Here is a 22,633-nt window from a genome sequence, read left to right as displayed (position 1 = left end):
ATGCCGATCGCTCGCCGCATCATTTCTGCCTGTTGGATGAGTTGCCGGGTGACGCCGGGATGGTCACAATTATTACCGTTCGTCATTCGACGAGGGATTCCGTGGATGTCTCGCGCTCGCTGGCTTTTGCTTAGCCACTTATCTTCATACACTTTGCCGTTACGAACACCCGGTTCCTGCAACGCTCCTGGGATCTTATGTTCGTGCACTGATGCGCTGCACTCTCTATTCGGCACTTGTATCTCACGCTGTCATTCGGGTTATTGCTCTTGTACCGACATTCCCTTACACCTGAGGGCTGAGCATGGACGCTTCCAAGCGGAGAGAAAGGCTTGAACAAAGCGGGCTCGCCCGGATCCGGTACGCCCGGTGGTGTGAAATGCCGAGTTTTCTTGCTGGCGGCGGGGAAATGGGCGCCCTCATGCGCGCCTATGACTGGAGTGCGACACCGCTCGGGGTGCCGGAAAACTGGCCGAAGAGCCTGAAGACCGCCATCCGCATCATGCTGACCTCGCGCCAGCCGATCTGGATCGGTTGGGGCCAGGAGCTGATCTTTTTCTACAACGATGCTTACAGATCGATCATCGGCGGCAAGCATCCGCATGCCCTCGGCCGGCCCACCTCCGTTGTGTGGCAGGAAATCTGGACCGATATCGGCCCCATGCTGGCGACCGCCATGACCGGCATCGAGGGTACTTACGTCGAAGAACAGCTCCTGATCATGGAGCGAAGCGGCTATCCAGAAGAAACCTATTATACCTTTTCCTATAGCCCGATTCCGAATGACGACGACAGCGCGGGTGGGATTATCTGCGCGAATACCGACGACACCAAACGGGTCATCGGCGAGCGGCAATTGATGTTGTTGCGAGAGACGGCGGCTGCCACGGTCGATGCCCGGAGCTGGCGTGAGGCCTGCGAACGAAGCGCACGGTCCTTGGCGGCAGATCCTTACGATATTCCCTTTGCCATGCTGTATGTGGCTGACCCTGAGGACGGGCGCATTTCCCTGGCCGGCAGCTGTGGCATCGATCGGGGTCATCAAGCGGCGCCAGAGACCGCCGATGAAAAGGGCCAGACCATCTGGCCGCTCGGCGGAGTCTTGAACGATCATCAGCTTCGCTTGGTCGAAGATCTCTCGGCCCTTTTCGATGCGGACCTGCCAACCGGCGCCTGGCCCCAGCCGCCGAGCAGGGCGGCGGTCCTGCCGATCCTGCCGTCGGGTGAAACAGGCCGGGCCGGCGTCCTTGTGGTCGGCTTGAATCCTTTCCGCCTGTTCGACGAAAATTATGAAGGTTTCCTCAATCTCCTGGCTGGCCAGATGAGTGCCGCCATCGCCAATGCCCAGGCCTATGAGGATGAACGGCGCCGGGCCGAGGCGCTGGCGGAAATCGATCGGGCGAAGACGATCTTCTTTTCGAATATCAGCCACGAATTCCGGACACCCTTGACGCTGATGCTGGGGCCGCTGGAGGAGTTGATGGCGCGGCCGCAGGACGATGCGGCGACAAACATTCGTCCGTTGGTCGAAGTCACCCATCGCAATGGTCTCCGCCTGCTGAAACTGGTCAATACCCTGCTGGATTTCTCCCGCATCGAGGCCGGCCGGATACAGATCAGTTACACATCGACCGATCTCGCCACCTTCACCTCGGAATTGGCGTCAAGCTTCCGCTCGGCGATGGAAAAGGCTGGTTTGATCTTTCGCGTCGATTGCGAACCCTTGCCAGAGCCGGTCTATGTCGATCGCGATATGTGGGAGAAAGTTGTTCTCAACCTTCTCTCCAATGCTTTCAAATTCACCTTCGAGGGCGAGGTTTCCGTGACGATCCGCCCGTCACAAAACGGCCGAGCGGCGGAACTGGTGGTCGCGGATACGGGCACCGGCGTCCCGCCCGAGGAATTGCCGCGACTGTTCGATCGCTTTCACCGGGTGGAAGGCGCCAGGGGACGGACCATTGAAGGCAGCGGCATCGGCCTCGCTTTGGTCGAGGAACTGGTGAAGCTGCATGGCGGCACCATCGGGGTGGAAAGCACAATCGGGCGGGGTTCCGCTTTCACGGTAACGCTGCCGTTTGGAACAGCACATCTCGCCGGGGAGCATATCGTCGGCGAAGAGATGCCCGCATCCACCAGCTTGCGGGTGCAAAGCTATGTCGAGGAAGCCCTGCGCTGGCTCCCCGGCAATCAAGGCAGCGATGCACCTGTCGATGCGTTCCTTTCCACCACTGAACCGATCACGGCAGCGGCACCCGATAAGCGGATCTTGGTGGTCGACGACAATGCCGATCTGCGCGACTATCTGTGCCGGCTTTTGAACTCGCATGGCTATCAGGTGGAAGCGGCAGCGGATGGAGCCGAGGCTTTGGAGATTGCGCGCCGGAGCCCGCCCAACCTGGTTCTCTCGGATGTGATGATGCCGCACCTGGACGGCTTCGGCCTGTTGCGGGAATTACGCGCTGATCCGGCCTTGCGCGAAATACCGGTCCTGCTGTTATCGGCGCGGGCAGGCGAGGAAGCGCGGGTCGAAGGCCTGGAGGCTGGCGCCGACGATTATCTAACCAAACCGTTTTCCACGCGCGAGCTGGTCGCCCGCGTCTCCAGCAACCTGCAACTTGCTCACATCCGCCGCGAAACCGAACAGAAGCTGCGGGAAGAGGCGCATACGCTGGAAGTGCTGAATCGCGTCGGCACTGTCGTCGCTGCGGAACTCGATCTTGGCCGGGCGGTACAGATCGTCACCGATGCAGCGACCGAATTGACGGGGGCGGCCTTCGGGTCGTTCTTCTACAATGTGATCGATCGCCACGGCGAGAGCTATATGCTCTATACCTTGTCCGGCGTGCCGCGCGAGGCTTTTTCCAAATTTCCCATGCCGCGCAATACGTCGGTTTTCGCCCCGACATTCCTGGGCGAAGGTATCGTCCGCTCAGATGACATCACCAAGGATCCGCGTTACGGAAAAAACGATCCGCATTTCGGTATGCCGAAGGGGCATCTGCCGGTCTGCAGTTATCTCGCTGCGCCGGTCGTCTCGCGCTCCGGTGAGGTTTTGGGCGGTCTCTTTTTCGGCCACCCCGAAGCCGGCATCTTCACCGAGCGTGCCGAGCGGATACTTATCGGCATAGCGGCCCAGGCTGCAATCGCCATCGACAACGCCCGGCTCTATCAGGCGGCGCAGAGCGAGATTGGAGAACGCAAGAAGGCCGAAGCGGCGCTGCGAGAACTCAACGATACGCTGGAACAGCGCGTCACCAGCACTGTCGCCGAACGCGACCGTCTTTGGGACTTGAGCGAGGACCTCCTGGTCGTGGCCGATCATCAGGGGCGGTTGCTGCGGGTCAGTCCGTCCTGGTCGCGGGTGCTGGGTTACGACCGCTATTCTTTGCTGACCCGCCGCTTTTCCGCCCTCGTTCATCCCGATGATGTCGAACGGATGTCGGCGGTTTTTGAAGGTATGTGGGATCGCGGCCATCCGGTGCATCATGAAAATCAGGTGCGCACGGCTGACGGCAATTGGCGCTGGATCTCTTGGACCTTGTCGCCCGATCCCGGCAGCGATCTCGTGCATGGCGTAGGCCGCGACGTCACCGCGGACAAGGAAGCTGCCCTGGCCGTCAAGCGCGCCGAGGAAGCGCTGCGCGTCGCGCAGAAGATGGAAGCCGTGGGCAAGCTGACCGGCGGTGTCGCCCATGACTTCAATAATCTGTTGCAGGTGATCGGCGGCAATTTGCAATTGCTCGCCCGGGACCTGGCCGGGAATGAGAAGGCGGAACGGCGCGTGCGCAATGCCTTGGCCGGCGTTTCCCGCGGCTCCAAGCTTGCCGCGCAGCTGCTTGCCTTCGGCCGCCGCCAGCCGCTGGCGCCGAAAGTTGTCAATCTCGGCCGTTTCGTGCGCGGGCTCGACGACATGCTGCGGCGCGCGCTGGGCGATGGCATCGAGATCGAGACGGTGATTGCCGGTGGCTTGTGGAACACCCTGGTCGATCCGTCCCAGGTCGAAAATGCGCTGCTCAACCTGGCGATCAATGCGCGCGATGCCATGAATGGGCACGGCAAGCTGACCATCGAAGCCGGCAATGCCTCGCTCGATGATCTCTATACCGACCGCCATGCCGATGTCAGCCCGGGTCAATATGTCATGCTGGCGGTAACCGATACCGGCTGCGGCATTCCGGCCGAGGTCATGGAACATGTCTTCGAACCCTTTTTCACAACTAAGCCTGAAGGGCAGGGCACTGGTCTTGGCCTTAGCATGGTCTATGGTTTCGTGAAGCAGTCGGACGGCCATATCAAAATCTATAGCGAGCCGGGACATGGAACGACGGTGCGCCTCTACTTGCCGCGCGTGCGGCAGGAGGAGGATGTCGCGACCGAGATCGAGGCCGGTCCCGTGACCGGCGGTACGGAGACAGTGCTGGTTGTTGAGGACGACGAGGAAGTCCGCACCACCGTGGTCGAGATGCTGGTGGATTTCGGCTACCGGGTCTTGAAGGCACGGGATGCGCAAAACGCCCTTGCCATCATCGAGAGCGGCATGCCGGTCGATTTGCTGTTCACCGATGTCGTCATGCCGGGCCCCTTGCGCAGTCCCGTCCTGGCAAAGAAGGCGCGGGAGCGGCTCCCCAATATCGCGGTGCTGTTCACCTCGGGCTATACCGACAATGCCATTGTGCATGGCGGACGGCTCGATGAAGGTATCGAATTGCTGAGCAAGCCCTATACACGCGAAGCGCTGGCCAGGAAGATCCGTCATGTATTGCGCAACCAGCAGCAGCGTGCGGTTGACGGGAAGGCCTTCCTAGCAAAAGGCGATATGGCGAGGCCGGATGGCTTGACCGCCGGCGCCTTCCGTATCCTGCTGGTGGAGGACGACGATCTGGTGTGCGCCACAACCTCGGAACTGCTGGTCAGCCTGGGGCATTCGGTGGTCGCAGCAACGAATGCCGCCGATGCGCTCCGCCTTCTTGCGAGCGATGCGGTGGATGTGCTCTTGACCGATATCGCCTTGCCGGAAATGTCCGGCCTTGAATTGGCGCAGAAGGCCCGCGACCAGCATCCTGAGTTATATGTAGTCTTCGCCTCAGGGCAGGATGTCGATGGAAAGTTCGACCATCCCAATGTGGCGCAATTGCGCAAGCCCTATGATGCCGCCGGCCTGGTCGCGGTACTGAGTATCGCCCCCGGCAGGAAGAACTGAAGGCGTTCAGAACAGCTTTTTCCAATAGAGCAGGATGAGCGAACAGATCGCGGTCAGTGCCATCCCCAGCATTACCCACCAGAAGCCCTCGACATTCTGCAGGCCGGGCAAGCCGCCGACATTCATGCCGAAGACGCCGGTGATCAGCGTGATCGGCAGGAAGATCGTGGTGACGATCGACAGGATATAGAGATTGTGGTGGTCCGTTCGGCCTGTTTATTGGCAATCTCATCCTGCAGCCGCCTGGCCCGATCCTTCAGGAGATCGAGATCATGGCCAAGCATGTCCAGCGGTTCGACCGCCGGGCGCAGACCGGCTGCCTCCATTTCCGACGCCGCTGGTGCCGTTGGCATCGGCCGCCATCAACTGGTTCATCAGGCCGACGCCGATGATCGAGCCGATCAGCGTATGCGAGCTGGAAGAGCGCAGGCCGAAATACCAAGTGCCGAAATTCCAGATGATCGCGGCGATCAGCAGGGCGAAGACCATGGCGAAGCCGGCCTGGCTGCCCACCTGCAGGATCAGTTCGACCGGCAGCAGGGAGACGATGCCGAAAGCGACCGCGCCGCTGGAGGTCAGCACGCCGATGAAGTTCCAGAAGCCGGACCAGACCACGGCGATATTCGGGCTAAGCGAGTTGGTATAGATGACCGTGGCCACCGCATTGGCGGTATCGTGAAAGCCATTCACGAATTCGAAGCCGAGGGCAATCAGCAGGGCGACGCCGAGCAGGATATAGGGCAGGGCGGTCGATGCCGGGGCAATCGACAGATCCTGAATGAGATGCGCCGCCGAATAGGCAACGCCGATCGCGATGATCGCCGCAAAGGCGCCCCCCCGCGACCAAGCTCGACCGCCCTGGCCGCAGGTGGGCCGTATTAACTGAAGTTTGTGTCATCCGAATTCCCCCAGTAGTCGCCACGATAAACGCCGGCAAAGCGGGATGAGCTCGTGCCGGTGGATCTGGGCTCAACAGGGAGACGTGGAGAGAGCCGATGACGGGCGTGTTACGCTTCCGTTAAAAGTTAAGTGGAATTTTAAGGAAAAACCTGCTGAAGGTTAGCACCAGCGCAACGCGGGCAGACGTCAAAAAGCAACCCAATGGTCACGCCGCTGCAACCGACGGCTCGCTAGGCTGCGGCTCCTATCTTTCTCTGCCGGAAGAAGGAGACCGCGATGTATCGCCCTTTGTCCAAACCTTCTCAAATGCTGCTGCCGCGATCCCGCCGGCAGGTCTTGCGTGCCGGATTGCTCGGCGGTGGCGCCGCTGCGCTCGGTTTCGGCGGCTCGCTTTTTCCGAAACCGAGCCTGGCGGCATTGGACCGGCCGGTCATCGGTCATGGTGTGCAAAGCGGCGATATCGGCGCCGATGGCGGGGTGGTCTGGGCTCGGGTCGATCGGCCGGCGCGCATGATCGTCGACTACGCCACGACGGAAAGCTTCAAGGATACGCGGCGTCTCGTGGGCCCGGCTGCCTTGGACGTGACCGATTTTACCGCCCGCGCCGTTCTGCAAGGTCTGCCGGCGGGACAGGATGTGTTCTACCGGGTGCAGTTTGAGGATTTAAGTGATCTCAAAAGTCTCAGCGAGCCGGTGAGTGGTCGCTTCCGCACCGCGCCGGCGGGCAAGCGGGATATCACCTTTGTCTGGAGCGGCGATGTCGTCGGCCAAGGCTGGGGCATCAATCCCGAAATCGGCGGCATGACGATCTGGAAAGAGATGGCCTCGCTCAATCCAGACTTCTTCATTCATTCCGGCGACAGTATCTATGCCGATGGTATCGTGACGCCAAAAGTGACACTGCCGAACGGCAAGGTCTGGACCAATATCGTCACCGAGGAAAAATCGAAGGTCGCGGAGACACTGGCGGAATATCGCGGCAACTACCGATACAATCTGATGGATGAAAATCTGCGCGGCTTCAATGCAGGCGTCCCGATTTTGGCGCAATGGGACGACCATGAGACCCGCAACAACTGGTATCCGCAGCAAATTCTCGACGACGACCGCTACAAGATCAAAAGTCTCGCGCTGCTGTCTGCCCATGCCAGCCGCGCCTGGCACGAATATATGCCGATACGGCTCGATGCCAACCGGCCGGAGCAGGTCTACCGCGTCATCCACTACGGCCCGTCGCTCGATGTCTTCATGCTGGACCAGCGCAGCTATCGCGGCGACAACAGCAAGGATCTCCAGGACAAGCCAGGCGCTGACACCGCCTTTATGGGACCGCAACAGATCCGCTGGCTGAAACAGGCGCTACTCGCCAGCAATGCGACCTGGAAGGTGCTGGCCTCCGACATGCCGCTCGGCGTCGTGGTGCCGGACAAGCAGAAAGATGGCACGCTCAATTTCGAAGCCATCGCCAACCAGGATGACGGCCCGGCCAAGGGACGCGAATTGGAGCTGGCCGATTTGCTGCGCTTCATCAAGCAGAACGGCATCGTCAATACCGTCTGGCTCACCGCCGATGTGCATTACACGGCAGCGCATTACTACAATCCGGACAAGGCGAAGTTCCAGGACTTCGCGCCCTTCTGGGAATTCGTTTCCGGCCCGCTCAATGCCGGTACCTACGGTCCCAATAAACTGGATGGCACCTTCGGGCCGGAACTGAAGTTCATCAAGGCGCCGGCGGCAGGTCAGGAAAATCTCTCGCCACTGGACGAGATGCAGTTCTTCGGCCATGTCAAAATCGACGGCGCCACCGAGGTGATGACCGTCACCCTGAAGGACCTGAAGAACCGCGATCTCTATCAGATCGACCTGACGCCGGCGGTTTAAGTTTCACCACATACTTGGCGGCGGCCGGCTACGATGTTGGCGGCTCGTCGCTTGCGGATTTGTTCGCTTCCAGGTCGCCGGATGCTGGAGAGCCGGAGGGCGGTGAGGCTGACGCCAGTGGGGCTGATGCCAGCGGCATTTCCGGTGGGCCGAATTCGATCGATTGCCCGCCGAAAGTCACTTCCTGGCCGCCGAAAGTGATGATCATGGCCAGCCCTCCTTATTGCCGGATTTCCCAGTCGAAAATAGCATCGCTGCCGGCCACCGCTGCCGCCATGGTGATGGTGAATTGGCCGTCGGTAAGGGTCACACGAAAGGCCTGCGGTGTGCCGGCTCTTTGTAATACGGTCAGACGCGAACCCTGCTGTACTCTGCTGTTACTCAAGGTGACGGCGGTGGCACCGATGATGATCTTCGCCCGGCCGCGCGAGCAATTGGCGGCAAATGCTCCCGTCTGGTCGAATTGTAGCGGATCGCCGTTATAGGTGGCTAAAGCGGGATTGTATTCAAGTATGTTGGCGCCGATGGTGACTTCGGTCGAGCCCTGGTCGAACTGAATGGCGCGGATTTCGGTGCCGGCATGCTTGAACCGGTTGTTGGAGATGGTCGCGTAATCGGCACTTGTCAGGGTGATTGCATTGAAGGTGCCGGTCGCCTCCGTATAGTAGTTTGAAAACCGGTTGCCGATTACCGCGCAGCGTTGCACGCCTCTGACTAAAACCGCGCCGCGCGGGCAGTTATCGACGATATTGCCGATCAGTTGAACGCCATCCGCGATCGTCGAGCCGTCGCCGTGAATCAGGATGGCCGCATCGCTTCCGGCACCGATGTTGCGGAACTGGTTATTGGCGACGAGGATGTCCTGGCCATATCTGACCTGGAAGGGCGCGACGCTTGGATCGCTCGCGGTGTTCAATGACTTGCCGCCCAGGCACTGATTATTGGTGATACGAATGTTCTGGGCGACGGCGTTGCCGGACTTGTCCTGCATATCATACTGGATGGTAAAGGGATTGTTGGTGAGGACGTCGGCATTTATTTGATTGTGCGTGACGGCGATGTTTCGAAAAACGACTGAATTGGCCGGCGCCCCCTTGGTGGTATAGCGCATGAGGATATGGCCGCGATGGCAGGAACTCACCTGATTGAACGCCACCCTAATGTCTTCCGAGGCATTGACTCCGGCGACGGCATCCCAGGTGGCATTTACATGCACGCCGATTCTGCAACTCCGTATGGCGTTATAGGCAGCGGTGACGTTCTTGTTAAAATATCCAGCGACACCCGTGGAAATGCCCATATATATGCCGTTCGCACCGACGTTGATGACGCGGTTAAAGGCGACCAGAACGTTTTCGCCGCCGAAGACCTCGATACCTTCCTGCGCTGAGGCAGCATCATAGGTGACGACCCCGCCATCGACCTCGTTGAACAGGATGCGGGCATTCTTGGCGCCATGCGACCAGATGAGATATTGATGGCTGTTGAAGCCGGTGATACGGCAGTTCAGCACGTCGCAGCCATCGCAGAAAGGACCGGTTTCCGTCGAGAGATTGGATCGCAGCATGGCGATGCCGTTGACGAGGGCGCCATTGGTGGCGTGATCGACCCAAAGATGCTCAACCGACGCATTGGTGGCGCCCAGCATCGCCACGGTGGCATAGGCGCCAACGCCGCCACCCGCCGTTGCCCCCGCCGTCTTGACCAGCTTGCTGAGATCCTTACCGGCGCCCTTTAAATGCACATTGGAGGGAATCTTGATGACATCGGAAATTTTGTAGTTTCCCGGCGGTACATAGACCGTACCGCCGCCGGCGGCGACCGCGGCGGCGATGGCGGAATTAAAGGCCGCGAGGGCATCTGCGGTGCCGGTGCGGTCGGCGCCGAAATAGACGACGTTGAAGACTCGGTTTTCCTCGCCGCTATCACCGATGAAGGTGCGCAATCTGAGCGCGGCGGCGGAGCCATCGGAGACTTTTTCGGTGGCGAGTTTCTCATTGCCTGTCGTGGCGGTCAGGAGGGGGAGGGTATCAATATCGACGCTCATGTCGACTTCCTTTCGCACTTGCTGGATATATCGGCAATCACGGAAGTTCTTCGTCCAGACACAAATCGTCCGGCACACAATCGTCCGACCGCTCGGGCGGTCGTCGCTGTGCTGATTTGATCTAGGCGCGTGCTGTTACATGACCCATCACGCTGTGGGTTGCGTTCCCAGAACCGCGAATACTCGGTGGGTGGGATATGCCTGTGGTCAAATGGCGGCAGTATATTGCGCCATGTCGAGGCGGTTCCGAACCGAATCCGGTAGAGCCGCACGCCATGTCACGGATAAGTTTCAGCTATTAATAGAGTCCCGATCGCGATTATTAATGCGTCTTACATCTAGGATTATCTGTATTAATTATAGCGCAAACGGGCGCCGAATCCTAATTCGCAATTTTGTGAAAGCATCATTTTTGAGAACACTCACTGGATCAGCGGTACCTTGCTGACCATGCCGGCTTCGTAATGCCCTGGTATCTGACAGGCCAATTCGATATCGCCATGGACAGGTTTGCTGAAGTGCCAGATCAGTTCCTTGGTCTCGCCCGGCTGGAGGGTGATGGCGCTGGCATCGTCTTCGTGCTCCATGTCCGGCATCTCCCGCATCATCGCCGCATGGGCGCGCTGCGAGGCGGCGTCGCCGATGATGAATTCGTGCGGTACCTGGCCTTTGTTGGTGACCACGAACCTGATCGTCTCACCCAGCGTGATGGAACGCGGCGCATGTTTGAAACGCATCTCGCCATTGGCATCGACCGCTTCCATTTTCACGGTCCGCGTCACGGCATCGGCCTGGCCGGGCTCCCCGAAATCGTAATGTCCGTGATGGCTGCCCTCGGCCTTGGCCTGAACGGAAGCGATGCAAGAGAGAAGAATGAGCGAGCCTACGAGTGACTTCATCGAGGGGGCGTGTCTGACCTGGAACATGATCTCTCCTTCTCCATGCGAGAGATAACAAGCCCGATCCATCCCCTGCAAGGTGGAGAAGCTGGATGAAAGCTAAATATAGCCGCTTGACTTTGCCATTGTGGAAAGTTGTAGGGCGGCGTGATGAAGATCACTTCCGTCTTATCTGCGTCGATTTATGCTGCGACAGTTCCTCACCTTGCAGATTCGAGCATCATGCAATCTGATCTTTTCGCCGATCATCTAAATGCCTTCTGTCGCCATTCCCGAATCCTGATCGATGGAGCGGCAACGGGACCGTTGAAGGGCCTAAGCTTTGCCGCCAAGGATATTTTCGATATTGCAGGCGAGACCTGTTGCTGCGGTAACCCCGACTGGCTGGCCAGTCATGATCCCGCCAAGAAGACGGCGCCGATGATCGATGATTTGCTGCGCGCCGGGGCAAATTTGCGCGGCAAGACGTTGACCGAGGAAATTGCCTTCAGCCTCAACGGGCAGAATTTCCATTATGGTACGCCGCGCAACGGCGCGGATCCCGATCGTATCCCCGGCGGATCGTCTTCCGGCTCGGCTGCCGCCGTTGCGGGGAAGGCAGTGGATTTTGCCATCGGCAGCGACACGGGCGGTTCCGTCCGCATTCCGGCAGCTTTCAACGGCATTTTCGGCATCCGTCCAAGCCATGGCGCGGTTTCGCTGGAGGGCGTCATGCCTTTGGCGCCCAGCTTCGACACGGTGGGCTGGTTCGCCCGCTCGGCCGATATCCTCAAGCGCATCGGCGATGTGTTGCTGCCGCCGGATCGGCATGACCTGGCGCCGATGCCGAAATTGCTGATTGCCGAGGATGCTTTTACCTTCGCTACAGATGCGGTTGCGGCCAAAGTGCGCCAGGCGGTCGGCCGTATCGCCGGCCTTTTCGCGCAGCAGGAGAGCGTGATGCTCGCGCCGGAAGATAATGCGGATCTGTCGCCGACCGGTCAGGGATTGAAGGACTGGATACAATGGTTCCTCGGCCATCAGCCGCGCGAGGTCTGGGCCTGCCATGGCGCGTGGATTGATCGTGTTTCGCCGCGTTTTGCACCAGACATCGATGCACGGCTCAAACGGGCAAAACAGCTTGCCGGTATTCCCGTCACCGACGAAGACGGCCTGCGCGATCGCGTGACGGCGGCGATGGACCACCTGCTCGATGGCGCGGTCGTCGTCGTTCCGACGGCCCCTTGCCCTGCGCCACTCAAGGATGCGCCGGCAGAGGTTTTCGCCGATTTGCATGATCGTATCCTCAGCCTGACGAGTATCTCCGGCCTCGCGCGCTTGCCGCAAGTGCAGATACCGATCGGCCTCGCCGCCGATGATCACGGCAAAGCGCCGGTTGGCCTGTCTCTGATCGGACGGCGCGGCAGCGACCGTGCCTTGCTGGCACTGGCTGAGCAGGTGGCGGCCCGGGTCGCGGCTTGATCCGGTCTCTTCAGTTTTCCGTCGCTGGAGCATGCCACAGAGTGCGAAGCAGGCGAGGCTGATCAAGCCGTCGGCCGGAGCGCTCTTGTCGGCGCCAATGAATTGCAGGCCGACCAGGATGATCGTGCCGCCATATAGGCGACGAAGACGCCAGAATACGGCACGCAGATGGAATCGATCGCACCGGTCGATGCCGTGGCCAGCACCAGGATAGGACTGAGCGGGCGTTCATCAGCCGTCAGCGGAACCAATTACGCCTCACCGCATTACCGAAGATCGGGCGATTGGACATGCTTCAAGAGGTTCTGGCAAGATTGCGCAGCCATGCCCTCCTCAAGAAGCTGAGAAGGAGACTGAAATGAACGAAGACGTCTTCAATATGAGCGTTCGCCAGTTCCTGAAGAAAGTCGGCATCACCTCACAGCGCGATATCGAACAAGCCGTTCGTGACGCGATCGCTCAGGGCAGCCTGCAAGGCAATGAGACACTGCCGGCCAAAATGACCCTGACACTCGGCCATACGTCTCTGAACATCACCATCGACGGCGACATCAAGCTCGAGTGATCGGGACGGCCGCCAGAATAGATCGACAGTAAGCCGTTTCGGTCGGCCGTCACTGTTGCAGTTCCGCTTCCAGGTATGAGATTTTGTCCTGAATAGCCTTGTTATCAGGCGCGACTTGGGCTGCGTGGCGTAGGTCATCTAAGGCGTCTGCAAACTCGCGGCGACGTTCACGAAAGGCAGCACGGGTTTGCCAGACTTCAAGCTGATCAGGTGAAAGCTGAACCGCCTTGCTGAGACTGCTGGCGGCGCTATCGAGATTGCCCTTCTTCTCATAGGCAAGCCCATTGTCGATCCAGGGCCGCCACCAGGTTGGAGATAGTTCGATGGCCTTTTCGGCATCTGCGATCGCAAGGTCGGGCTTACCAGCCAACATATAGGTGCGGCTGCGGTTGGTCCAGGCGGCAGCATCCGTCGGATCGAGCTGGATCGCACGATCGAAATCGGCAATGGCACGGTTATAATCGCCTTTATCGCGATAGGCGAGACCACGGTTGTGAAAAGCGAAGACATAGCTCGGATCAAGGCTGATGGCTTTACTGAGATCGGCAATGGCGGGACTGAATTCGCCTTTGCGATAATATGACAAGCCACGATTGCTTAAGGCTTCACTGTCGTTTGGATTAATACGGATGGCTTCATTGTTATCAGCAATGGCAGCATCGTAGTTTTCCATCATTCCATAAGCAATGCCACGATTATACCAGGCATTGCCATTATCCGGGTTGAGCCTAATTGCCTCGCTATAATCACGTATGGCATTCAGGTAATCTTCTTGTTCGGCATAGTCGGCTCCACGGCTGAGCCACCACTCATCATTTCGCGCGTCGCGTTTGATCGCTTCGCCATAATCCGCGATCGCTTTCTCCGTTTCTCCCAAAGTATCGTAAATATCGGCGCGATTGGTCCATGCAGTGACGATACCAGGAGCAATCCGGATGCTCTCACTATAATCCGCTAATGCTGCTCGGAGGTCGTCGGCATTGTAATAAGCCGATCCTCGATTGATATAGATCTCTGCCAAGGTCTCTCCGTGATAGGCGCCGCTTTTGACCAAGCGGGTGCAGGCATCGATAGCACCTGCACCGGCGGCAGCGCGGCATGCGCTAAGATCATCGACGGCCACGGCTTTGGGGATGGATGGGGCAGCCTCCACAGATGCTGCCGATGGTGGGGGTGGCGTTTCCTGGTTGACCGCGACATCGGCATACCAGAGAATATCTTTCTCACTGGAGAGGCGCTTCGCTTCGTTATAGTCCCGTTGGGCCTGGGCCCCGTCGCCCATCTCGAAAAAGGCACGCCCACGGTGATACCAGGGTTCAGCACGTGTCGGATCGATTTTGATCGATTGCCCGAAATCCGCAATGGCAAGGTCGAAATTTTTCTCGTGGAGATAAAGCAAACCGCGGTTGAACCATGCGGCTGCCATCTCAGGGTCGAGATGAAGTGCCTCATTGAAGTCAGACAGAGCACGTTTGCTGTCACCGCTATCCAGGTAAGCGAGGCCGCGACTGTTCAGGACCTCTGTTGATCGCGCATTGAGCGTCAGAGCTTGGCTGTAGTCCGCGATAGCATGGGGATATTCCCTTCGGTCGTGATAGGTGTAACCGCGCTCGTACCAGGCTTCCCAATAGACCGGATCGATGCGGAGCGCTTCGCCATATTCAGCGATGGCCCGCGCGCTGTTACCAAGGAAGTTATAGGTAACGGCACGCTCGAACCGGGCTGTCTTATCGTTCGGGTCCAGCTTCACGGCATCGTTGAGATCGTCAAGAGCGCTCTTATAATCGCCTTTAGCTTGATAGGTAACGGCGCGGTTGATCAATGGGATCGCACTGTCCGGCCACAGATCTACGGCATTGGTCAAATCGACCAAAGCACGATCATAGTTGCCCAGCATTTGATAGGAGCCACCGCGATAGGTGAGGGCTTCAATCTGCTGCCGCTGTGTGACATCGGTGCGCGCCAGCAATTTGGTGCAGGCGTCAACGACAGCGGGGCTCCCCTCACGCTTAAGACAATCAGCTCGTAGGCGCTCCAATGATGCTGGCTGATCCGCTAACGCCGGTGAGATGAAATATGCCGATAGAAGGCCAACGTATCCGAGGTTTCGGGCAAAGGCGGTTATATGCAAGCAGCGCAGCATGTCGAGTGCTTTCCGAAAGGATAGAATATAAAAATATATTATATCGTAAAAGTTGTCCATAAAGTGATGCAAAAGCGGCGACAATGCGCTTTGCTGGCATGCAGTGACGTTGCGAGGTGCTTTAGATACTCAGGAACCGTCAGGAATCGTAAGAGACGAGCGTATTAACTGGAATGTCCAAGCGATCGCGGCCGCCGAGGAAGGTGAGCTCGACGATACAGGCGGCGCCGACGACATTGGCGCCGACCTTGCGCAGCAGATCGACGGCGGCATGCAAGGTGCCGCCAGTTGCCAGCAGATCATCCAGCACCACGACACGCTGGCCGGGGCGGATCGCATCGGCCTGGATCTCGACCACATCCTGGCCGTATTCGAGATCATAGACATGATGGATGGTCCCGCCGGGCAGCTTGCCGCGCTTGCGCACCATGGTGAAACCGGTGCCCATCAGATAAGCAAGGGGGGCCGCGACGAGGAAGCCGCGCGATTCGATCCCAACCAGCAATTCCGGTTCCATCGGCGTGACCGCGGTCACCAGCCGATTCACCGTTTCCTTCCAGGCACCGCCATGGGCGATCAGGGTGGAGATGTCATAGAACAGGATTCCCGGCTTGGGAAAATCCGGCACGTGTCGGATATGTTGCTTCAAATCCATGGCTTAAGCTCTGTCGCGTAAAGGTCGGGCAGAAAGACGCGCTCTTGGGCTGCATCCGATGCTTGGTGTATAAGGCATTTGCCTGTCTTGTAAAAGGGAGGGCGGGGAATTGGCACGGCCGAGAGGGGAAAACGAAGCTCAATGGCACGCAAGTCGCAGAAGGTCGACCGGATCGATTTGAAGATTTTGTCGGCGTTGCAGGATAAGGGGCGCAGCTCCAACCTCGAACTCGCCGCGAAGGTCGGCCTGTCGCCGAGCCCTTGCCATAATCGCCACCGGGCCCTGGAGAAAAGCGGCATCATCCACGGTTATCGTGCCGATATCGATCTGGCCAAGCTGACAGATTATGTCGAAATCCTCAGTTTCGTGACGCTGCACAAGCATGGGCGGACCCAGCAGGGTGCCTTCGAGAAACTGATCGAAGGGACCAGCCAGGCTATCGCCTGCTATCAGATCTCAGGCAACTTCGACTATATCGTGCATTTCGTCTGCCGCAGCGTGTCGGATTATGTCGACCTGCATCACCGGCTGATCGAGGACGAGCCGAATATCGCCTCGGTGACCACGAATGTGATCATGTCGGAAACCAAGAAATTCGCTGGTTATCCACTGCGCGAATTAATCGAGCCGGCTGAAACGAAACCTGATTGACGCGAGCCCGCGTTAGGCCTTTCGGCTGCGGCGCGCAGCGGTAGAGCGGGCCGTATGCTTCGCCGTCAGTTGATCGGCAAGCGAATCCATGAGCTTCAGGTTACGGTTTTCCAGCGTCATGACATAGCGAATCTGGTAAGCGGACATGCCTTGGAATTTGCGCCGCAGCGAGTCGATCATCTTCAGATCGAGATGCTGGCGCCGGCAGATATCCTGCAAGGCAATGCCGCGCGCCAGATTAAGGTCGATGTCGCGCAAGGTGGCGACAACCCAATCCGGCGACATCGGTATCGCCGGGATCATGCGGTTCGCGCCCTTGTCGTCACTTGTGTCCTGCGCCGCTTGCCGGTCATCTTTGGGTTTCTCGAAACCGTGTTCGGGGAAGGCATGGGCGAGATAGGCAAGGCAGGTCGCGATCGAGGCGCGGAGGTCGACGCGTTCGGGGGCCGCGAAGTATTCCTGACTGAGATGGCTGATGATGCCGATGAAACCGGCGGTAATCGCACGCGCCAGTTCCGTATTCCCGTTCGGCGCCTGAAGCTGCATCACCAGATTATTGATGAGGTCATGGAGGAAATCCTTCGCCGAAGAGCAGATCTGCCGATAGCTGCCATGGGCCTGGGTTTCGCCCCAGTAAGCGTACCAAAGCGTCAATTTGTCCCGTGTCATGAGCGGGGCGGAGAAATGCTGCTCGGCGATGATGCGTAGCGACTCGGCCGGACTGGTGGCGGCCTTCTCCAACGCGCTGGCCAATTGTTCGATGTAATCGCTAACAAGCGATTCCAAGGTCGCCTTCAACAACGCATCCTTGCTTTTGAAATGGAAATTGACCATTCCTGCAGTAATGTCTGCGACCTCGGCCACACGTTGTAGTGTAACACCGGAGATGCCGACCTTGACGATGACTTGGCTGGTTGCCTCGATGAGTTGTCGCTGGCGGGACGCGGAATCCAGCCTGTTGTAACTGGTTTCATGCTGCTTCGAGGGATGCGAGCGTTTCTGTTTCATTGAACCGATCAATACTATTATTGAATGACTATTTGACTCTTGTAAAATATTTGTTTAATTACACGCGCATGTGATGCTGCTGCTGTCGGTTGTTAGAACGCTCTTCAAGTTGCCGTACAGTGACACATTTTCGTTGCCGAAAACTAAAGACGAACGTCAACCAACCGATCACGTAACCGGCTGATACGGCTACCGACGGCAAGCAGACAGGCGAGGCGATGGAATCCAAATTGGCGCAGGCCAAGTTGGCGCAGGCTCTGGCCCAAGCGGCAAAGCTGTCGGAACGCGCCGATCGCCCGGCTGCTGCTGATCAGCCCACATCCGCTGAAGCCGAAGTCTCTCATCCGTCCACATCCTGGCAAAGCGATTCGAATGATAATCATCCAGAGACATTCGATCCGGGCGTGTTCGATTCGCTCGGCTACGATCCGCGGGGATTCGGTCCGAATGAATGGCTCGAAGCCAATCTGGCGATAGAGGCGCGCTATCTTTTTCTCAGTCGCGCCAGTATCCGCGAGATGTGTCTCGATCTGAAAGCCAAACTGACGCGGCAGATTCAGGCAGCGCTCGATGAGAAGCTCGATAACCAGACCGAGCTTCGGACGACGTCGCCCGATCATCGGGCTGCCGCGGCAGCCACGCTGGTTGCCGAACTCACCAGCGATATGTCGTCGATTTTCACTTGGGAACAGGCGAAGGATCTGGTCGAGCCTTATGCCAAAGGCAGTTGGCTGCTGGCCCAGGTCCAGTCGCATGAGGAAGCCCGGCTGGTCACCGTCTATGCATCTGAACTGACGCGGCAAGTTGCCCGTTATGTTCAAAGCCTGGTATTTCGTGCCTATGGCGTGAATCTCCCGGCTCCGTCAACCGATGGGAACCCGCTCCCGCAGCCGCTCTACTGGGTCGACGAAACCGCTCCATCCGACGATTGAAGACTATCTTGCATATCGCCGATCACATACTACCAGAAGTTGAGAGCTGTTTGTCGATAACCGGCAACACCATGCAACAAATCATCGCCGCACGCATCAGCGCAAAGCCCGGGATGCCCGACCAGTGATTTCCTACGGCACATCAACAGGGCGGATCACCCTGCGCTCGGACCGGGGCGTCTTGTGGATCAAGCTGGAGCGTGAGCCGCAATCCGCCGATATCGTCAATTGTCTGCGCGACGCTTTTGCCGCCGGCCTGGTGCCGACGGCTTCGCCGACAGTCGTCGACCTGCTGGATTTCAGCGGCACGATCGACTGGCCGGCGGTCCGCATTATTCGCGGCATGCTGCCGGCGGATAGGGGAACGGAAATCGGGCGGGAGGTTGCTCCGCCAAGCCAGCGCATTGCTTATGTCACGCGCGATCCGCTCTTCGATACGGTGCTCAAGATCATTGGCGATCTATTCGGTTTTGCCCGTCACCGTTACTTCCGTGATCCGGAGCGTGCCCTGCTCTGGGCCTGTCAGAGTGAACCGGCCGGGCCGGTCGAAGACGAGGACGAGGAGGGCTAGGTCGGTCTTCCCGCCAATGTGACAGAGATGCGACTCAGATTCGTCATCAAACGGTCTTCGACTGCGCAATTATTCTGCATCGCCGGGTAAGATCGAAAGCAAATCCTCACAATTCGACCCTATTTATTTCTCAAGCCAAGACGGCAATCGCCGCGCAGGCGCACCTTGAACTGACCCGACAGTCTTCGGGAACGGTTGGGCTGCACCAGCGCGGCGATTTTTCTTGGCCGCACCAGAATTGATCGGGCCGACCGGGCCAGAGGAAGCGCCCGGCAAGAAAAAGAGTGGAGGTTGCGATGTCAGATCGTGCTGTGAAGTTCCTGGAAGAGACCCAGCCGGCCACGCCGTGCCTGGTCGTCGATCTTGACGTCGTCGAGAGGAAGTATCTCGGCCTGACGCAAAACCTGCCGCTTTCCGAAGTCTTCTATGCGGTCAAGGCCAATCCCGCGCCGGAAATCCTCGGCCGCCTGGCCAAGCTTGGCGCCAGCTTCGACACCGCCTCGGCCGGCGAGATCCGGTCCGTCCTCGCTCATGGCGTGCCGGGAGAACGGATTTCCTTCGGCAACACCATCAAGAAGGCATCCGACATCGCCTGGGCCCATGCCCAAGGTGTCCGTCTCTATGCCTTCGACAGCGAGGCCGAACTGGAAAAGATCGCCGCCCATGCGCCCGGCGCCCAGGTGTTTTGCCGTATCCTGGTCGAGGCGGAAGGCGCCCTGTGGCCGCTCAACCGCAAATTCGGCTGCGTGCCCGACATGGCGGCGGCCCTGTTGGCCAAGGCAGCGACACTCGGTCTGGAACCCCACGGCATTTCCTTCCATGTCGGGTCGCAGCAGCTCGACACCAATCAGTGGGATCGGCCGATCAGCCATGCCAAGGCGATCTTCGACAAGCTCGCGGCAAGCGGCATCGAGTTGAAGATGGTCGATCTGGGCGGCGGCTTCCCGGCCAGCTATACCACCGGCACCGTTGGCATCGAGGCTTATGGCCAGTCGATCATGGAGGCCATGACCAAGCATTTCGGCAATCGCCTGCCGCGCATCATCGTCGAGCCGGGCCGTTACATGGTAGGGGATGCCGGCGTGCTGGAAGCCGAGGTGGTCCTGATCTCGCAGAAATCCTACAGCGCGGAAGACCGCCATTGGGTCTATCTGGATATCGGCCGTTTCGGCGGTCTGGCGGAGACGGAAGGTGAGGCGATCCGCTATCGCATCGAGCCCTCGCGTCAGATCGACGGCAATTCGCGGCCGGTTGTGCTCGCCGGCCCGACCTGCGATTCCGCCGACATCCTTTACGACAAGGCGAAATATGAAATGCCGGTCAATCTGAAGATCGGCGACCGGGTGCGGATCTTCTCGACCGGCGCCTATACCACCACCTATTCCGCGGTTAACTTCAACGGTTTCGAGCCGCTGAAAGCTTATTACATCTGACTTGGTTGGGGGGAGGCGGCCGCCCGCCTCTCCCGGCAATCCCAGAACTGCCGGTTCGAACGAAGGTTCGTTCCCGGCATCATAAAAGTGTGAGCGCCGCCACAGGCTGCGGCGGGGGCCCGGGGCTGTGCCGCCCGCCGATATTGACTTTTGTCCGCAACTCCGCATCTCCTGTTCGCATCAGTTGAAAATCGGTTCGTCGAAACCGATGAATCGATGGTTGCGGGGTCGCCGGTTGGTGAAGGGAAGACAAGCGTAATGGCGATGGCGGAAAGCTGGGTCAGTTCAGCCCGCCAGGGTGCCAAAACGGTCTGGTCGCTGCAGGGCGAATGGACCGTGCATCATGCCGAGAAAATCAATCGCGAACTCTCCGCCAAGATCGCCGCCGGCGAGCGGGGCGGCGACGTCGTTTTCAATATGGCCGGTATCAGCAGCCTGGATTCCGCCGGCGCCTGGCTGGTGCTGCGCAGCGCCAATACCCTGCGTACATCCGGGGCTGAGGTCAGTCTGCGCGATCTCGATCCCAGAATGAACGACCTGATGCAGCGGGTGATCGAAGCGGCGCCCTCGGGCAAGCCACCGGTACCGCCCCCGCGCACGCTCCTTGACTGGATCGCCCAGATCGGCGAGGCGGTCTATGAGATCTGGGACCAGCTGCTGGACCTGCTCGCCTTCTTCGGCGCGTTCTGCCAGGTCTTCCTGCGTGTCATTGCCAATCCCCGGCGCCTTCGGATCAATTCCATCGTCAGCCATATCGAGCAGACCGGCCTCAACGCCATGCCGATCGTCGGCCTGATCTCCTTCCTGGTCGGTGTCGTCCTGGCCTATCAAGGCGCGGATCAGCTCGCCCGCTTCGGCGCGCAGATCTTCACCGTCAACATGGTGGGGATATCGGTGCTGCGCGAAATGGGCATCCTCCTGACCTCCATCGTCGTTGCCGGCCGTTCCGGTTCCGCCTTCACGGCGCAGATCGGCACCATGAAGGTCAATGAGGAAGTGGATGCGATGGAAACCATGGGCCTGACGCCCATGGAGGTCCTGGTTCTGCCGCGCGTTATTGCCCTGGTGATCGCGCTGCCGCTGCTGACCTTCTTCGCCGATGTCCTCGGTCTCCTCGGCGGCGGCGTGATGTGCGTGCTGCTGGTCGATATGAGCTTCAAGCAGTATTTGACCTTGCTCAACCAGGCGATCACCCTGTCGCAATTCTGGGTCGGCATGATCAAGGCGCCCGTCTTTGCGCTGCTCATCTCGCTGATCGGTTGCTTCGAAGGCATGCGTGTGAGTGGCAGCGCGGAAAGCGTCGGCAAGCTGACGACACGGTCGGTGGTGGAAGGCATCTTCCTCGTCATCGTCTTCGATGCCTTCTTCTCCATCCTGTTCTCATTGCTGGGAGTCTGAGATGGCGGTCTCCGACGACCCGGAATTCAAGCTCGGTTCGACCCTCCCCGGTGATCGCAAGGATTTTGCCGTGTCGATCCGCGGCCTCGTCAATCGCTTCGGCACGCAGGTGGTGCATGACGGGCTCGATCTCGATATCAAGCGCGGCGAGGTGCTGGGCATCGTCGGCGGCTCTGGCACCGGCAAATCGGTTCTGCTGCGGACCATCCTCGGGCTGAACATAGCCGCTGAAGGCGATATCATGCTGCTGGGCGAAAAACAGCGCGATCTCGACGAACACGAATGGCGGCGCGTTCAGGCGCGCTGCGGTGTCCTCTATCAGAGCGGTGCTCTATTCAGTTCGCTGACCGTGGCGGAAAACATCGAAGCGCCGATGCGCGAGCACAGCGATCTCGATGACGATCTGATGGACCAGCTCGCCGCCTTGAAGATCCAACTGGTCGGCCTGCCGCTCAGCGCCGGCGATAAATATCCCTCGCAGCTCTCGGGCGGTATGAAGAAACGCGCCGGCCTTGCGCGCGCTTTGTCCCTGGACCCGGAAATCATCTTCCTCGACGAGCCTACCGCCGGCCTCGATCCGGTAGGGGCCGCGGATTTCGACCAGCTTATCCTCAGTCTCCAACGCAGCCTGGGAGTCACGGTCGTCATGGTCACCCATGACCTGGACAGCCTGGTGGCGATCTGCGACCGTATCGCCGTCTTGCTGGACAAGAAAATTCGCGTCGGCACCATGGCCGAATTGATGCGCGACCCGCATCCCTGGATGCAGGAGTATTTCCATGGTCCGCGTGCGCGTGCTGCCGGCATGGGGAAGACGGGGGATAGCCGTCAGGAAGCGAATGGCCATCCGGCGACAACCGATCATCCGCCGCGATGATGGGCTGAC

General features: G+C 59.1%; 18 protein-coding genes. 10 read left to right on the top strand and 8 right to left on the bottom strand.

The genetic code is table 11. The features are described from left to right. Positions 1-379: 379 nt before the first annotated feature. Entirely contained in the window at positions 380-5,200 is a 4,821-nt protein-coding gene (locus SMD27_RS11830; RefSeq protein ID WP_320508566.1) for a response regulator, read from the top strand. 6 nt (positions 5,201-5,206) lie between these two features. Here the strand turns inward: SMD27_RS11830 and SMD27_RS11825 are convergent, their stop codons facing one another. Beyond that, positions 5,207-5,386, bottom strand: coding sequence for a CorA family divalent cation transporter (locus SMD27_RS11825; RefSeq protein ID WP_379990553.1), 180 nt, complete (start codon positions 5,384-5,386; stop codon positions 5,207-5,209). Between the two features lie 84 nt (positions 5,387-5,470). After that, positions 5,471-5,890: an inorganic phosphate transporter gene (locus SMD27_RS11820; protein ID WP_452094328.1), complete on the bottom strand. Its 420-nt coding sequence runs from the start codon at positions 5,888-5,890 to the stop codon at positions 5,471-5,473. A gap of 486 nt (positions 5,891-6,376) precedes the next feature. Here SMD27_RS11820 and SMD27_RS11815 point away from each other — a divergent pair, with 486 nt between their 5' ends. Continuing rightward, positions 6,377-7,984, top strand: a complete 1,608-nt coding sequence (locus tag SMD27_RS11815; RefSeq protein ID WP_320508565.1) for an alkaline phosphatase D family protein — start codon at positions 6,377-6,379, stop codon at positions 7,982-7,984. A gap of 28 nt (positions 7,985-8,012) precedes the next feature. Here the strand turns inward: SMD27_RS11815 and SMD27_RS11810 are convergent, their stop codons facing one another. The 3 genes from SMD27_RS11810 to SMD27_RS11800 form a co-directional block, all read right to left on the bottom strand. After that, on the bottom strand, positions 8,013-8,192 hold the full coding sequence (locus tag SMD27_RS11810) for a hypothetical protein (protein WP_320508564.1): 180 nt from the start codon (positions 8,190-8,192) through the stop codon (positions 8,013-8,015). 12 nt (positions 8,193-8,204) lie between these two features. Next, positions 8,205-10,031 (bottom strand): glycosyl hydrolase family 28-related protein, encoded by a 1,827-nt coding sequence (locus SMD27_RS11805; protein ID WP_320508563.1) that lies wholly within the window; start codon positions 10,029-10,031, stop codon positions 8,205-8,207. A gap of 422 nt (positions 10,032-10,453) precedes the next feature. Further along, positions 10,454-10,957 carry a cupredoxin domain-containing protein gene (locus tag SMD27_RS11800; protein ID WP_320508562.1) on the bottom strand — a complete coding sequence of 168 codons (504 nt, stop codon included), beginning with the start codon at positions 10,955-10,957 and terminating at the stop codon, positions 10,454-10,456. A gap of 195 nt (positions 10,958-11,152) precedes the next feature. Between SMD27_RS11800 and SMD27_RS11795 the strand changes: the two genes are divergently transcribed. Both SMD27_RS11795 and SMD27_RS11790 read left to right on the top strand, forming a co-directional pair. Then, entirely contained in the window at positions 11,153-12,391 is a 1,239-nt protein-coding gene (locus SMD27_RS11795) for an amidase (RefSeq protein WP_320508561.1), read from the top strand. Between the two features lie 358 nt (positions 12,392-12,749). Then, the gene (locus tag SMD27_RS11790) at positions 12,750-12,956 is read left to right on the top strand and encodes a DUF6494 family protein (protein ID WP_320508560.1); all 207 of its coding nucleotides are present in this window, start codon (positions 12,750-12,752) and stop codon (positions 12,954-12,956) included. A gap of 49 nt (positions 12,957-13,005) precedes the next feature. Here the strand turns inward: SMD27_RS11790 and SMD27_RS11785 are convergent, their stop codons facing one another. Further along, positions 13,006-15,183, bottom strand: a complete 2,178-nt coding sequence (locus SMD27_RS11785; RefSeq protein WP_320508559.1) for a tetratricopeptide repeat protein — start codon at positions 15,181-15,183, stop codon at positions 13,006-13,008. 55 nt (positions 15,184-15,238) lie between these two features. After that, complete coding sequence (locus SMD27_RS11780; protein ID WP_320508558.1) at positions 15,239-15,754, bottom strand: adenine phosphoribosyltransferase; 516 nt, start codon at positions 15,752-15,754, stop codon at positions 15,239-15,241. Positions 15,755-15,895: 141 nt separating this feature from the next. Between SMD27_RS11780 and SMD27_RS11775 the strand changes: the two genes are divergently transcribed. Continuing rightward, complete coding sequence (locus SMD27_RS11775) at positions 15,896-16,405, top strand: Lrp/AsnC family transcriptional regulator (RefSeq protein WP_320508557.1); 510 nt, start codon at positions 15,896-15,898, stop codon at positions 16,403-16,405. A 12-nt stretch (positions 16,406-16,417) separates the two neighbouring features. Here SMD27_RS11775 and SMD27_RS11770 read toward each other — a convergent pair whose 3' ends face one another. Beyond that, positions 16,418-17,413 (bottom strand): TetR/AcrR family transcriptional regulator, encoded by a 996-nt coding sequence (locus SMD27_RS11770; protein ID WP_320508556.1) that lies wholly within the window; start codon positions 17,411-17,413, stop codon positions 16,418-16,420. A 218-nt stretch (positions 17,414-17,631) separates the two neighbouring features. Here SMD27_RS11770 and SMD27_RS11765 point away from each other — a divergent pair, with 218 nt between their 5' ends. The 5 genes from SMD27_RS11765 to SMD27_RS11745 all read left to right on the top strand — a co-directional run bounded on the left by SMD27_RS11765 (position 17,632) and on the right by SMD27_RS11745 (position 22,624). Then, positions 17,632-18,345, top strand: coding sequence for a hypothetical protein (locus SMD27_RS11765; RefSeq protein ID WP_320508555.1), 714 nt, complete (start codon positions 17,632-17,634; stop codon positions 18,343-18,345). 124 nt (positions 18,346-18,469) lie between these two features. Further along, on the top strand, positions 18,470-18,916 hold the full coding sequence (locus SMD27_RS11760) for a hypothetical protein (protein ID WP_320508554.1): 447 nt from the start codon (positions 18,470-18,472) through the stop codon (positions 18,914-18,916). Between the two features lie 296 nt (positions 18,917-19,212). Then, positions 19,213-20,349, top strand: a complete 1,137-nt coding sequence (locus SMD27_RS11755; RefSeq protein WP_320508553.1) for a type III PLP-dependent enzyme — start codon at positions 19,213-19,215, stop codon at positions 20,347-20,349. 258 nt (positions 20,350-20,607) lie between these two features. Then, positions 20,608-21,747: an MlaE family lipid ABC transporter permease subunit gene (locus SMD27_RS11750; RefSeq protein WP_320508552.1), complete on the top strand. Its 1,140-nt coding sequence runs from the start codon at positions 20,608-20,610 to the stop codon at positions 21,745-21,747. A 1-nt stretch (position 21,748) separates the two neighbouring features. After that, positions 21,749-22,624, top strand: coding sequence for an ABC transporter ATP-binding protein (locus SMD27_RS11745; protein ID WP_320508551.1), 876 nt, complete (start codon positions 21,749-21,751; stop codon positions 22,622-22,624). The last annotated feature ends 9 nt before the right edge of the window (positions 22,625-22,633 follow it).

Source organism: Dongia soli (assembly GCF_034044715.1).
Classification (GTDB): Bacteria; Pseudomonadota; Alphaproteobacteria; order Dongiales; family Dongiaceae; genus Dongia_B; species Dongia_B soli.
The sequence above is the reverse complement of the archived record's forward strand: the minus strand, read 5'-3'. Positions and strand labels throughout refer to the sequence as shown.